The sequence below is a fragment of the Streptococcus sp. 27098_8_66 genome (assembly GCF_041431945.1).
GTDB classification, from domain to species: Bacteria; Bacillota; Bacilli; order Lactobacillales; family Streptococcaceae; genus Streptococcus; species Streptococcus dentalis.
On the sequence record NZ_JAPVYS010000018.1, the window covers coordinates 1 to 12396 of the forward strand.

The window sequence follows — 12396 nt, forward strand, 5'->3', positions numbered from 1 at the left end:
CTCTTCAGTTGTAGAAGTAGTTGTAGTTGTTGTTTCTTCCGTGGAAATTGGCTGCCATACGCGTACATAATCTACAAGCATATCTGAACGAGAACCATCACGGTAACTGTCGATATGTTGAGTAGCATCAGTGTAGTCACGGCCACCAGGCGTTCCGTCTTTTAGGAATGAACCACCAACCATATGACTTAGACGTAAAGTCATACCATTTTCAGGATCAGCTAATGGATTTGGGTCCTTAATGTCCTTCATTAGAACAGTTCCCTTAAGCTCTCCATCATAATAGAAGTTGACACTATCCTTAGTCTTTAAGACTCCGTATGTGTGGAAGTCAGACTGTGTATCTCCATTATTAGAAATTTGCCTTTGGGTTTGTTTGCTATTTCTAGCTCCCTCTGATTTAGGTGTATGGGTATTGGCTTGTAGAACGCTTGGATCATATCCTTTTGATTCAAAGACGTCGATTTCACCATTACCAGGCCAGTCCTTGCGATTCGTACCAGTTAACCAGAAAGAGGACCATGATGATTCACTCATTGGTAATTTGATACGAGCTTCAGCATAGAAATCACCTTTAAAAGATGCTTTTACTTTACCTTTGTCATTAAAAGTATTAATGGCTCCAGATGTAAACGGTGCAGGGTATACTTCTACATTCCCGTCTTTGTCTTTTCTGGTATTTGTTCTTGGAATAGTTTCCATTTGTTTAGTAGCTGAGTTCCACCTTTGTCGTGTTGGTGAGTAAAGCGCTGTTAGATGCAGAACTCCATCGGACACTGAAACGTTTTCCGGATTATCAGTATTGTGCATTTGAGTTCTTGCAGCAGTGTCAAAACTTGAATAGGCATAGGCCCATTTTGATTGGTCAAGTGATGTACCATTGAATTCATCGTACCATGTCAATTTATAAGTGTTAGGATCGATGTCGGGTGAAGTGATTGGTAAAGGTTTGTTTGTTGATTCATTACTTACGCTAGAATCAGCATTTACTGTACCAGATGAAGCTAAAAAACTAGTGCACAGAATTGTAGCTACTCCTAAAAAGTTCAATCCTACACGAAACGATTTGTGTTTAGTAGGCATATTTGCCATGCGTAGTACTCCTATTTTATATTGTAGTTTTGAAGGATCTTTCAGATAAAAATCTGCAAAACAATTTTCAAAAATTGTTTTCTATAATACGTTACTGTTGTGTATATGTTTATGAAAAATATCTTATTTATATTATTGTAAAAATATATCACTACGTATTATCGAATACTTTCTTATTCTACCATAAAGAAATGTAATTTTCAATTATTTGTTTTTAAAATTTTAGGATAAGAATATGAATGCACTGAAACTTTCTTATCAATGCAACCATTCAAAGTTACGAATAGCCCCATCGCTTTGAACAACAAAAGAGGAGAGAAGCATTTTTGTCCTCTCCAGCTTGTCATTTTTCATCAACTCAATACAGTTGATAAAGAGCTGTATTTGATTGTCGTTATATTTTTTGTATTCATCTATTCTGTCTCCTGATGAAATTGTTGGTAAAAATCAACCTTGATCTGGATGAAATTTTCTAAGTCTCTTAACAACTGGAGCAAGGTGGCGCGTGTTTCAAATTCTTCACGGGTCTTGGGAAGAGGGCGTTCGCGAAAGATCGCCAAATACTGACTAATATCATCTAGAAGATCTTGGGCAGGATTTTCCTGACTTAACTGTTGGGCCGTCTTCTTAAAAAGTTGAGCAAGGATTATGCTTTCACTCGCAGCTAACAGACAACGGTTGACGTTTTCTGCCATATCCCGCAGGATATCATTTTGCCGCTTGCGCATTTCAAAGTAGTGAATATGGTAGTTGGTTTGGTGAAAGAGGTGGTTGGAATGGTCCAGATAAACTAGCTTCAAAGCGTCCTTTAGGATACCGTCCAATTCCTTGATCAAGCGAGCATCATTGCGACCATCCCCTTTACCAAGTAATTCCGCAAAACGACCAAGGATCTTTTTCAGTTGGTCTTCGACAACATCGTGGTAGTGATCGATTGCTCCCTGGTTAGAGGGCATATAGAGATTGGCCAGCAAGGCAAAGCTGGTCCCAATTAAAAAGAGAGCAAGTTCATTGAGCAAGAGTCCCCAGGAAGTAGACTGCTCAATTAAGAGATGGGTGACCAGCACCGTACTTGGGGTTATGCCGATTTGCCAGCCCAATAGAAAGGCACCAGGAACATAGAGAGCGATAAAGACTCCCAATGCCCAGAGGTTGAACCCTAAAAAGGAAAAGGCGAGACTTCCGATAGCAAGGGCCAACAAGGTTGACATAAAGCGCTGGTAGGCCTGCTTGATGGTACTGCGCCGCGTATCAGAGATACTCAAGATGGCAATGATGCCAGCTGAGATGGCATAGGTCAAGCCAAGAGCATAAGCAAGGGCAGCTGCTAAACAGGTGGCCAAGGTGAGCTTGATGGTTCGTTGAAAAAGAGGCATGGCTTCCTTTCTAGTTCGGTCTGTTCATTGAGATAGATTTGATTTCATTATATCATGAATTGGCCTCTTCCTCCTTTCTTGTGGTATACTAGTTCTATGGAAAATAACGATATCGTATACGGTGTCCACGCAGTCACCGAGGCTTTACAAGCCAATACAGGCAATAAATTATATATTCAAGAAGACCTCCGAGGAAAAAATGTCGACAAGATCAAGGCCTTAGCAGCTGAGAAAAAAGTGTCGATTTCTTGGACGCCAAAGAAAAACCTGCAGGAAATGACAGAAGGAGCTGTTCACCAAGGCTTCGTTCTTCGAGTGGCAGCCTTTGCCTATACAGACTTGGCAGCGATTCTGAAACAGACAGCCAAAGAAGAGAACCCTCTTTTATTGATTCTCGATGGCTTAACAGATCCGCACAATCTTGGATCTATCTTACGGACAGCTGATGCGACCAATGTCTCAGGAGTCATCATTCCTAAGCACCGGGCGGTTGGGGTAACCCCAGTGGTTTCTAAAACTTCTACCGGAGCAGTGGAACACATTCCCATTGCGCGTGTGACTAATCTCAGCCAAACTCTAGACAAGCTAAAAGAAGAAGGCTTCTGGATCTTTGGGACCGACATGAACGGCACGCCATCGCATCAGTGGAATACGGCTGGCAAGTTAGCCTTGATCATTGGCAGTGAAGGAAAAGGGATCTCAGCCAATATCAAAAAACAAGTTGATGAGATGATCACCATTCCCATGAATGGTCATGTGCAAAGCCTCAATGCCAGTGTGGCAGCAGCCATCCTCATGTATGAGGTCTTTCGCAACCGATTATAACTATACTATAATAGTAGAAAGGCAATGATATGAAACGAAAAATCTTATTGGTTGACGGCTACAATATGATTGCCTTTTGGCAGGAGACCCGCCAGCTCTTTCAAAAAAGTGAGCTCGATGCAGCCCGCAATATCCTCCTGCAAAAACTGAGCCACTATGCTAGCTTTGAAGGGATCGAAGTCATCTGTGTCTTTGATGCCCAGTATATGCCAGGAGTGCGGCAGACCTATGAGGAGTTCAATGTTCAGGTGGTCTTTACCGGTGAGGATGAGACGGCAGATGACTATATCGAGCGCTTGGCGGCAGAGCTTAACACGCCTCTCCACCAAGTATCGGTCGCAACCAGTGACTTAAATGAGCAATGGACCGTCTTTGCTCAAGGAGCCCTTCGGGTATCTGCCAGAGAGTTAGAAAAACGGGTCGCAGTCGTCAAAGGAAACCTTAATCAAGCGCAGCGAGTGGTCAATGATCAAAAACCACCCATGCGACCACTCGATCACCAAGTATTGCGACAATTACAAGAAATGATGGGAGACAAGTAATGACATTTGCTATTTTAACCGATTCGACCGCAGATTTAGATCAGAACTGGGCCAAGGAACACCAGGTGACCATTCTTGGGTTGACCATTGAGTTAGATGGGACGGTTTACCAGACAGTAGGCCAAGGTCAATTGACCAGCCCTGAGCTTTTAGAAGCCATGAAAAATGGGGCCAAACCGACAACCAGTCAGGTCAATGTGGGCCAATTTCAGGAAACCTTTGAACAATTTGCCAAAGAAGGAAAAGCTCTGCTTTATGTGGCTTTTTCATCGGTCTTATCTGGGACTTATCAGAGTGCAGTCATGGCACGAGACCTGGTTTTAGAAGACTACCCGGAAGCCGTGATCGAGATTGTCGATCCTAAGGCGGCTGGGATTGGAGAGGGTTACCTGGTTATGCGGGCAGTAGCTGCGCGTGATGCAGGCCGTTCATTAGCAGAAGCCAAGGAAGAAATCATGGACTTAGCGCCAAAACTGCGGACTTATTTCCTCGTCGATGATCTCTACCACCTCATGAGTGGAGGGCGTCTCTCAAAAAGTGCTGCGATCATGGGAAGCCTGGCCAGCATCAAACCCATTCTCTGGATTGATGCGGAAGGGGAATTGGTCCCAATTAGCAAGGTTCGGGGACGCAAAAAAGCTGTCCGGGAATTACTGGAGCTGATCAAAGCAGATATCGGTGAAGGTACAGCCTTGGTATCTTATACCAACGATCTAGAAGGAGCCGAAGTACTGAAGCAAGAAATGCTTGCGCTTGAAGGCATCGATGAAGTCCTTGTGATGCCTCTTGGACCAGTTATTTCAGCTCACGTCGGCCCGAATGCCTTGATCGGATTTGTCATTGGAAAAGAAAATCGTAAATAATTTTCCAAATCGGTTGACTTTTATCTTAGAATTTTGATACAATAGTAGGCGGTATTGTTTACCCCATTTGTAAGGCCCCGGAACCTTTCAAATAACTCGCGGACCGGAACATCCGCCCTGTAAACAAAAACGACATTCATATAGGAGAAATCATGAACAAAACTACATTCATGGCTAAACCAGGCCAAGTAGAACGCAAATGGTACGTTGTTGACGCAACTGATGTACCTCTTGGACGCCTTTCAGCAGTTGTTGCTAGCGTGCTTCGCGGAAAAAACAAACCAACATTCACACCTCACACTGATACAGGTGACTTCGTAATCGTTATCAATGCTGAAAAAGTTAAATTGACTGGTAAAAAAGCAACTGATAAGATCTACTACACTCACTCAAACCACCCAGGTGGATTGAAATCAATCTCTGCTGGTGAACTTCGTTCTAAAAATGCAGTACGTTTGATCGAAAAATCAGTTAAAGGTATGCTTCCACACAATACTCTTGGCCGCGCTCAAGGTATGAAATTGAAAGTATTCGTTGGAGCTGAGCACACTCACGCTGCACAACAACCAGAAGTTCTTGATATTTCAGGACTTATCTAAGGAAAGGAACAATAAAGTATGTCACAAGCACAATATGCAGGTACTGGACGTCGTAAAAACGCTGTTGCACGCGTTCGCCTTGTTCCAGGAACTGGTAAAATCACTGTTAACAAAAAAGATGTTGAAGAGTATATCCCACACGCTGACCTTCGTCTTGTAATCAACCAACCATTCGCAGTTACTTCAACTGCAGGTTCATACGACGTTTTCGTTAACGTTGTAGGTGGTGGATACGCAGGTCAAGCAGGAGCTATCCGTCACGGTATCGCTCGTGCCCTTCTTCAAGTAGACCCAGACTTCCGCGATTCATTGAAACGCGCAGGACTTCTTACACGTGACTCACGTAAAGTTGAACGTAAGAAACCAGGCTTGAAAAAAGCTCGTAAAGCATCACAATTTAGTAAACGTTAAAACTTATTTAAACTTATTGAAAGCATTTCGTATCAAAAATACGGGATGCTTTTTCTGTTCACCCCAAATTTTTGTAACTAGGTGATACTTGAAATTAATACAAATTTGGTTGTTTTTGATAAATCTAAGCAACACTACATGATGAAGTGAAAGGGGATGAATCTTTGATAGTATTCACTTATTGTGAAATATGATATATTTATTAATTAGATGGATGAATACTTCTAGAGTTAAATATAGTATAATAGGGACATACTTTTTGGTTTATTTTTGTTTGTAGTCGGATTATGAAAGAATATCCAATATTATGCGATAAGATAGAATGTTACAAAAAAGAAAGGGGATGCAATCCGATGAAGAAAGACAGATTAATTGTATTGACAGATGCTGTTCTAGCAATTATTATGACCATCTTGGTTTTAGAGTTAGAAAAACCAACAACACCAAGTCTTGAAGCTTTTTGGGATTTACGGCAAAATTTCTTTGCTTGTTTTCTTTCCTTTTTCTGGTTGGGATCGTTATGGATGGCACTAAACACATTATGGGAAAAGGTTGAGAAAATTTCCTCAGAAATTATTTGGTGGAATTTGTTTCTACTCTTGGAGCGGCAGGAGTTCTCTTTGGAGAATTTCATGCCATCCAAGATACCAGTCTGAATGATGTGGTGGACCGGATCTATATAAATGTCAAGGATTTACCGTTTCAGTCCTTGGGAGCTTTAGCTAATATCCTGTCTGATATTAAGAAGGGACTGATTCAAGACAGTCATATCTGGTCTTTCTTCCAGTCATTTTTCAAACAATATCAGTTGATAATCAGCTTAAATCAGATCTATCAGTTTGTCTATCTTTCTCTGATGGAGATCATGTCCTATCTTCACTTTGATTATTGGAAAAAAACGGCTCGGTCAGGAGCTAGTATGAATAAGGAGAACAAATGAAACGTTTAAAAATGTTATGGCATATTATGCAGGTTACGGGTTTTACTCGGTTTGCTCTGAGTTTTGTGACCTTTGTTTTTGGGTCAGGAGGCGTGCTTTTCCTAGTTGAACCTGCTATCACAAATTACGGAGACGGTCTTTGGTATGCTTTTGTGACTTCGACGACTGTCGGCTACGGGGATCTCCTAGCTGTGACCTTGATTGGAAGGATTACCAGTGTCTTCTTGACGATTTATGGGCTCATATTTTTTGGCTGTTTATCAGCTGTTATTTTTAATTATTATACCAATTTAAATAAGGAAAGAGGAGAGGACAAATGACTGCCAATTATTCAACACGGGAATACCGTGAGAAATTATACGATGACCTTCATGTTCGATTGAGAGATACAGCGATTTTGATGTGTGCAATTTTTATTGCCTCTATCGGACTAAATATGAATTCAACAGCTGTCATTATAGGAGCCATGTTGATTTCACCTCTCATGACACCGATTGTTGGACTGGGATTCGGTTTAGCTATTTTTGATACGCGTTTAATCAAGCAATCTCTAGAGGTTTTATTGACTCAAGTGTTGGTCAGTTTGCTTGTCTCGACTCTGTATTTCTGGATTTCTCCCTTGTCTTATGCAAGTAGCGAGTTGATTGCACGAACCTCTCCAACCATTTGGGATGTCCTCATTGCTATTGCTGGTGGGATTGCTGGTGTGATCGGTTCAAGGAAAAAAGAAGCAAACAATATCGTGCCAGGAGTAGCCATTGCTACAGCTCTGATGCCGCCTATCTGTACTGCTGGCTATGGTTTAGCTAATGGGAATGTACGATTTTTATTGGGGGCTCTCTATCTTTTCTTGATCAACTGTGTCTTTATCATGCTAGCCAACATTGTTGGAACAAGAATTTTGATGAGAAAATCTCCTTTAACTTCATTTAAAGAGCTGAGCATTAAAATGAGAATTGGCTTGATATCTTTGATTGTATTGTTGATTCTTCCAGCTAGCTATTCGGCAGTTACTCTGACAATAGAACAAGCGCGCAAAGAAGGGATCAAACAGTTTGTAGGAAAAGAGTTCGCCAATTATACGGTTATTAATCAAGTCTACAAGTCAAGTAACAATGAATTGGTCTTGACGGTTGTTGGAGATCCGATTTCAGAAGAAGAATTAGAAACACTCCACCAAAAACAAGCCTCTTACGGTATTCAATCTGTTCAATTGAAAGTGAATCAAGTTCAGAACTCGCCAACATTAGATAGTGAAGCGACCAAGGAATTTTATGAAAACATTGACAAGTATATTGATCAAAAACTCTCTGAAAAAGATTCACAAAACGATCTCGTAAAAGAAAATGAAGCAGACAAGGATTGAGGACAATGAACTGAATCGGTTTTTACGCCGTGTTTTTCTTGTATCTTCCTCTTTCTTACTTATAGCAGGTTGTTTTTGCTTGAATAAGAAATAAATTAGAAGTTCTATCATCTAAGAAAAATGATGAACAAAAAATCATTTAACTAATGGTGTGAACGTTTAGTGTTTATCAGCTCCATTCTCTGTAATTTTGGGGGTAAAATCCACACCATTCGGATAAAATTAGTTGAATTTGATTGGAAAAAAGCTTTTATAAAAGCGGAGAAAAGTCTTGATATTACGCTGTTTTTAGTCCAACTGAAATTCATACTTTCCAAACCAGGCTTGAAAAAGGCCCGTAAAGCATCACAATTTAGTAAACGTTAATTCGTTACTGGACAGCAGAATACAAACGAAAACACTTTGCATCTTGCAAGGTGTTTTTTTCTATGAGAACTGGCGGTGCGCAATTAGGATAGCTCTAGCGACTTTAGTCGCATAGAGATATGCTATGCACAGTTGCCTCAAGAAAACAATGCTTCTTGGTCCACCCTGTTAGACAAGCTTCAAAACCAAGGAATCCAACAGATTTCTCTTGTAGTTACAGATGGCTTTAAGGGGCTTGAGCAGATTATCAGTCAGGCTCACCCATTAGCTAAACAACAATGTTGCTTAATTCATATTAGTCGAAATCTAGCTAGTAAAGTGAAACGAGCAGATAGAGCGGTTATTCTTGGGCAATTTATAATGATTTATCGTGCTGAAAATTTAGAAATGGCAGGACAAGCTTTAGAGGACTTTCTCGCCGAATGGAAACCAAAGTATAGGAAAGTCATGGAAAGTCTGGAGAAGACGGATAATCTTTTAACTTTTTATCAGTTTCCCTACCAGATTTGGCACAGCATGTATTCGACAAACCTCATTGAGTCTCTTAACAAAGAAATCAAACATCAAACGAAAAAGAAGGTTCTTTTTCCTAATGAGGAGGCTCTGGAACGTTACTTAGTTACGTTGTTTGAAGATTATAATTTCAAGCAAAGTCAACGAATCCATAAAGGGTTTGGTCAATGTTCTGATACACTTGAAAGCTTATTTAATTAACACTCCGTAACTCTACTTAAGTGTTTACACATAATTATTGACAGTATCAAAAAATAAAGTATATTGTTTTCATCATAATATAATTAAATATCAGTATAGAGAATTTTATCTATATATCAGATATCAGCAATTGCTTTTGCTGTCATTTTTCGCTACAATAGTTACAAGGAGGAAATAAACATGTTAAAAGAAGTATTAAACGTCGCAAAAGTTGCGAAAAAATCATCTCTCTTCTTAGGAGGGGTAGCATTTGGGACGCTTGGCTTGAAAGTCTTAGCAAGTAAAGAAGCTAAGAAAGGCTATTCTAAGGCCTTGGCTAAAGCTTACAAATTGAAAGATGGACTGGATGCATCTGTTTCTGTTGTAAAACAACACGGTGATGATGTTTTACAAGACGCTAAATATTTATACGAACAGGAAAAGAAAGAAGAACAATTAGATAGCCTGACAGGTGAATAATATGTCTTTTAAAGTGCTACACAGAGGATATCAACATATCCGATTATCGTCCTCGTTTTCACTGACCTTGGATATTCAAGATTATCTTCGTTCCTTGGCTAAAGATGAAAAAGGGATCGACTCTATTCAGTTTTATATGGATCAGCAGCACTTTACTCTACGTATGAAAGAAGGCTTCTCTGTATTAGAAAATGCAGAGGCCTTTTTAAAAAAAATTGACAAGGGGAAAGTTTCGGACTTGATGACTCTTCCCATTCGTAGAGAAGAGAGTGCTTATTCAATTGTATCGGGTGCAGCGATTAAGCGTTTGCTGTTTCGAAGTTTTGTACCCTACCCTATTCGTTATATTTGGACTTGTTATCAGGCTTTGGGTTATGTCAAAGAAGCCTATCAAACTTTAGCGCGCAAGGAACTAACCATGGAGGTCTTGGACTGTTCGGCCATTTTGTTGTCCTTGTTTATGAACCAATCCAAGACAGCTAGCAACATCATGTTTATGCTTGATTTGGGTAATCATCTGGATCAGTGGTCTTTAAAAAAAACAGCAACAGATTTGGAACAAAGCCTTCTTGCTAAAGAAAGTGATGTTTTCTTAGTGCGGGGAGACATGGTCATCAGCATCAAGAGTTCTGATGTTCAAGTAGGTGATGTATTAGTTGTCTCCCAAGGGAATGAAATCTTGTTTGACGGCCAAGTGGTTTCAGGATTAGGCATGGTCAATGAGAGTTCCTTGACTGGAGAGAGCTTCCCTGTTGAAAAGAAAGAGGGAGATTCTGTATGTGCGAATACTGTTTTGGAAACAGGAGAGTTAAGAATTCGTGTGACTGATAATCAGATAAACAGTCGTATTTTGCAACTCATCAATCTGATGAAAAAATCTGAAGAGAGTAAGAAGACAAAACAACGTCATTTTATTAGGATGGCAGACAAGGTTGTAAAATATAACTTCTTAGGTGCTGGTTTGACTTATCTGTTAACAGGTTCGTTTTCAAAAGCCATTTCCTTTTTATTGGTGGATTTTTCATGTGCTCTAAAAATATCCACACCTGTAGCCTACCTTACGGCCATAAAGGAAGGTCTAAATCGAGAAATGGTTATTAAAGATGGTGATGTATTAGAAAAATATCTGGAAGTGGATACTTTCTTGTTTGATAAAACGGGTACCATCACGACGAGTTATCCTTTGGTTGAAAAGGTTCTTCCTTTCGGAGATTATACTGAGAAAGATATTTTAAGAATAAGTGCATGTTTGGAGGAACATATCTATCATCCTATTGCCAATGCAATTGTTAAACAAGCTGAAATTGAAGGCATTGAACACGAAGAAATGCATGGCAAGCTTCAGTATGTTGCAAGCAAAGGGATTAAATCGCAAATTGATGGTCAATCGGTTGTCATTGGAAATTATGTACTAATGCAAGACGAACAGGTAAGAATTAGTTCTGAGCAGCTGGCCTTGATTGAGCAATATAAGACTCATTACAATTTATTGTTTTTGGCTTATAAGAAAGAATTAATTGGGATGTTTTGTATCCACACTCCCTTGAGAAGCGAGGCGAAAGTTGCATTGAAAAAGCTAAAGCGCCAAGGGAAAAAACTGATTCTGGCAACTGGTGATACGTTGGCTAGAACAGAAGAGTTGGTTAAAGATCTGCCATTTGACAACGTTTATACTGATTTAAAACCAGATGGTAAGTTTCAGTTGGTTCAGGAATTACAGAAAGCTGGCCGAACTATTTTGATGGTTGGAGACGGGTTAAACGACTCTGCTGCCTTGACGCTTGCAGATATTGGGGTTGTGATGAATGAAAGTGCTGATATTTCTAAGCAGATGAGTGATATTTTATTATTAGATAATCGTTTAGATTTCTTCGAGGAATTGAATTCTTTATCTGAATCGTTGCAGAAATTAATTCAAAGAAATATTCAAGAAACAGTTGTAATAAATGGAAGTTTAATTGGATTTGGGTTGTTAAATTGGTTAAGCCCATCTAATCTTTCGATATTGCACAATCTGACTACTTTAAGAATCGTCCTTCGTAGTCTTTCTATTAAAAGTAGGTAAGAGACCGAGAAGCTGAGGTTATAAAAACTAAAAGGAGTTGTCTCATTTGAGAATAACGGCTCTTTGTCAACTGTAGTGGGTTGATGGAAAATTATACCCTGGAGAGGACCAAATTGGTTCTCTCCTTTTAAATATTGAAAAAACCATTGGCAGTGGACATACTTTAAGACTATATATTTCTGAAACTAGTTTCACAATACAAATATTGACATGCAATTATTAATTGGTGGATTTTAAGTTGACATCTACAAAGTTTAATGTTAGAATACATTCAAAAATATATTTGAATAAGGTGTTTTATGATTCAAAATATTGTTACTTCAATAATCCTGTATTCTGGGACAGCCGTAGACTTACTTATTATCCTAATGTTATTTTTTGCCAAAAGAAAAAGCAGAAAGGACATCATTAACATCTATTTAGGACAATTTCTAGGCTCTGTTAGTCTAATATTCCTAAGTTTGCTTTTTGCATTTGTCTTAAATTATATTCCTAGTAAAGAGATTTTAGGTTTACTCGGTTTGATTCCAATTTTCCTAGGCCTCAAAGTTTTGCTTTTAGGAGATTCTGATGGAGAAGCTATTGCAAAAGATGGTTTGCGAAAAGACAATAAAAACCTGATTTTTCTAGTCGCTATGATTACTTTTGCAAGTTGTGGCGCTGACAATATTGGTGTCTTTGTCCCATATTTTACCACCTTAAATTTAGCGAATTTGATAGTGACTTTACTTACTTTTCTAGTCATGATTTATCTCTTGGTTTTTTCTGCCCAAAAATT

14 protein-coding genes and 1 pseudogene are annotated in these 12396 nt (G+C 39.4%); 13 read left to right on the plus strand and 2 right to left on the minus strand.

Translation table 11 applies throughout. From position 1 onward, the window contains the following. Together O3642_RS09615 and O3642_RS09620 are read right to left on the minus strand one after the other, a co-directional pair. Nucleotides 1-903: family 16 glycosylhydrolase (locus O3642_RS09615; protein WP_371605867.1), on the minus strand; the 903-nt coding region annotated here is incomplete at its 3' end. 602 nt (nucleotides 904-1505) lie between these two features. Further along, nucleotides 1506-2468 carry an aromatic acid exporter family protein gene (locus O3642_RS09620; protein WP_155127349.1) on the minus strand — a complete coding sequence of 321 codons (963 nt, stop codon included), beginning with the start codon at nucleotides 2466-2468 and terminating at the stop codon, nucleotides 1506-1508. Nucleotides 2469-2564: 96 nt separating this feature from the next. Here O3642_RS09620 and rlmB point away from each other — a divergent pair, with 96 nt between their 5' ends. The 13 genes and pseudogenes from rlmB to O3642_RS09685 all read left to right on the plus strand — a co-directional run. Continuing rightward, nucleotides 2565-3293, plus strand: a complete 729-nt coding sequence (rlmB, locus tag O3642_RS09625) for a 23S rRNA (guanosine(2251)-2'-O)-methyltransferase RlmB (RefSeq protein ID WP_003013548.1) — start codon at nucleotides 2565-2567, stop codon at nucleotides 3291-3293. 29 nt (nucleotides 3294-3322) lie between these two features. Further along, on the plus strand, nucleotides 3323-3835 hold the full coding sequence (locus O3642_RS09630) for an NYN domain-containing protein (protein ID WP_014712893.1): 513 nt from the start codon (nucleotides 3323-3325) through the stop codon (nucleotides 3833-3835). Beyond that, nucleotides 3835-4698, plus strand: a complete 864-nt coding sequence (locus O3642_RS09635) for a DegV family protein (protein ID WP_155127352.1) — start codon at nucleotides 3835-3837, stop codon at nucleotides 4696-4698. The genes O3642_RS09630 and O3642_RS09635 overlap by 1 nt, the downstream gene beginning before the upstream one ends. 152 nt (nucleotides 4699-4850) lie before the next feature. Continuing rightward, complete coding sequence (gene rplM, locus O3642_RS09640) at nucleotides 4851-5297, plus strand: 50S ribosomal protein L13 (RefSeq protein WP_002876943.1); 447 nt, start codon at nucleotides 4851-4853, stop codon at nucleotides 5295-5297. An 18-nt stretch (nucleotides 5298-5315) separates the two neighbouring features. Beyond that, nucleotides 5316-5708 carry a 30S ribosomal protein S9 gene (gene rpsI / locus O3642_RS09645; RefSeq protein WP_002893764.1) on the plus strand — a complete coding sequence of 131 codons (393 nt, stop codon included), beginning with the start codon at nucleotides 5316-5318 and terminating at the stop codon, nucleotides 5706-5708. Nucleotides 5709-6061: 353 nt separating this feature from the next. Further along, a complete protein-coding gene (locus tag O3642_RS09650) occupies nucleotides 6062-6364 on the plus strand; it encodes a TMEM175 family protein (protein WP_006151097.1) in 303 nt (100 codons plus the stop codon). Then, complete coding sequence (locus tag O3642_RS09655) at nucleotides 6289-6648, plus strand: hypothetical protein (RefSeq protein ID WP_000397555.1); 360 nt, start codon at nucleotides 6289-6291, stop codon at nucleotides 6646-6648. Before O3642_RS09650 ends, O3642_RS09655 begins: the two co-directional genes overlap by 76 nt. Further along, nucleotides 6645-6968, plus strand: a complete 324-nt coding sequence (locus O3642_RS09660) for a potassium channel family protein (protein WP_000825751.1) — start codon at nucleotides 6645-6647, stop codon at nucleotides 6966-6968. The genes O3642_RS09655 and O3642_RS09660 overlap by 4 nt, the downstream gene beginning before the upstream one ends. After that, nucleotides 6965-8014, plus strand: a complete 1050-nt coding sequence (locus tag O3642_RS09665) for a DUF389 domain-containing protein (RefSeq protein ID WP_000126416.1) — start codon at nucleotides 6965-6967, stop codon at nucleotides 8012-8014. Before O3642_RS09660 ends, O3642_RS09665 begins: the two co-directional genes overlap by 4 nt. Nucleotides 8015-8503: 489 nt before the next feature. Beyond that, nucleotides 8504-9094 (plus strand): annotated as a pseudogene (locus O3642_RS09670) (transposase); the annotation flags it as partial. A gap of 180 nt (nucleotides 9095-9274) precedes the next feature. Further along, nucleotides 9275-9553, plus strand: coding sequence for a DUF6110 family protein (locus O3642_RS09675; protein ID WP_002893755.1), 279 nt, complete (start codon nucleotides 9275-9277; stop codon nucleotides 9551-9553). Between the two features lies 1 nt (nucleotide 9554). Then, complete coding sequence (locus O3642_RS09680; RefSeq protein WP_002893754.1) at nucleotides 9555-11618, plus strand: heavy metal translocating P-type ATPase; 2064 nt, start codon at nucleotides 9555-9557, stop codon at nucleotides 11616-11618. 299 nt (nucleotides 11619-11917) lie between these two features. Further along, a partial coding sequence (locus tag O3642_RS09685; protein ID WP_371605779.1) for a CadD family cadmium resistance transporter occupies nucleotides 11918-12396 on the plus strand: 479 nt, incomplete at its 3' end.

Coding starts and splice junctions, on each gene's coding strand:
- O3642_RS09620 (WP_155127349.1), bottom strand. CDS start 2,468: ATGCCTCTTTTTCAACGAACCATCAAGCTCACCTTGGCCACCTGTTTA.
- rlmB (WP_003013548.1), top strand. CDS start 2,565: ATGGAAAATAACGATATCGTATACGGTGTCCACGCAGTCACCGAGGCT.
- O3642_RS09630 (WP_014712893.1), top strand. CDS start 3,323: ATGAAACGAAAAATCTTATTGGTTGACGGCTACAATATGATTGCCTTT.
- O3642_RS09635 (WP_155127352.1), top strand. CDS start 3,835: ATGACATTTGCTATTTTAACCGATTCGACCGCAGATTTAGATCAGAAC.
- rplM (WP_002876943.1), top strand. CDS start 4,851: ATGAACAAAACTACATTCATGGCTAAACCAGGCCAAGTAGAACGCAAA.
- rpsI (WP_002893764.1), top strand. CDS start 5,316: ATGTCACAAGCACAATATGCAGGTACTGGACGTCGTAAAAACGCTGTT.
- O3642_RS09650 (WP_006151097.1), top strand. CDS start 6,062: ATGAAGAAAGACAGATTAATTGTATTGACAGATGCTGTTCTAGCAATT.
- O3642_RS09660 (WP_000825751.1), top strand. CDS start 6,645: ATGAAACGTTTAAAAATGTTATGGCATATTATGCAGGTTACGGGTTTT.
- O3642_RS09665 (WP_000126416.1), top strand. CDS start 6,965: ATGACTGCCAATTATTCAACACGGGAATACCGTGAGAAATTATACGAT.
- O3642_RS09675 (WP_002893755.1), top strand. CDS start 9,275: ATGTTAAAAGAAGTATTAAACGTCGCAAAAGTTGCGAAAAAATCATCT.
- O3642_RS09680 (WP_002893754.1), top strand. CDS start 9,555: ATGTCTTTTAAAGTGCTACACAGAGGATATCAACATATCCGATTATCG.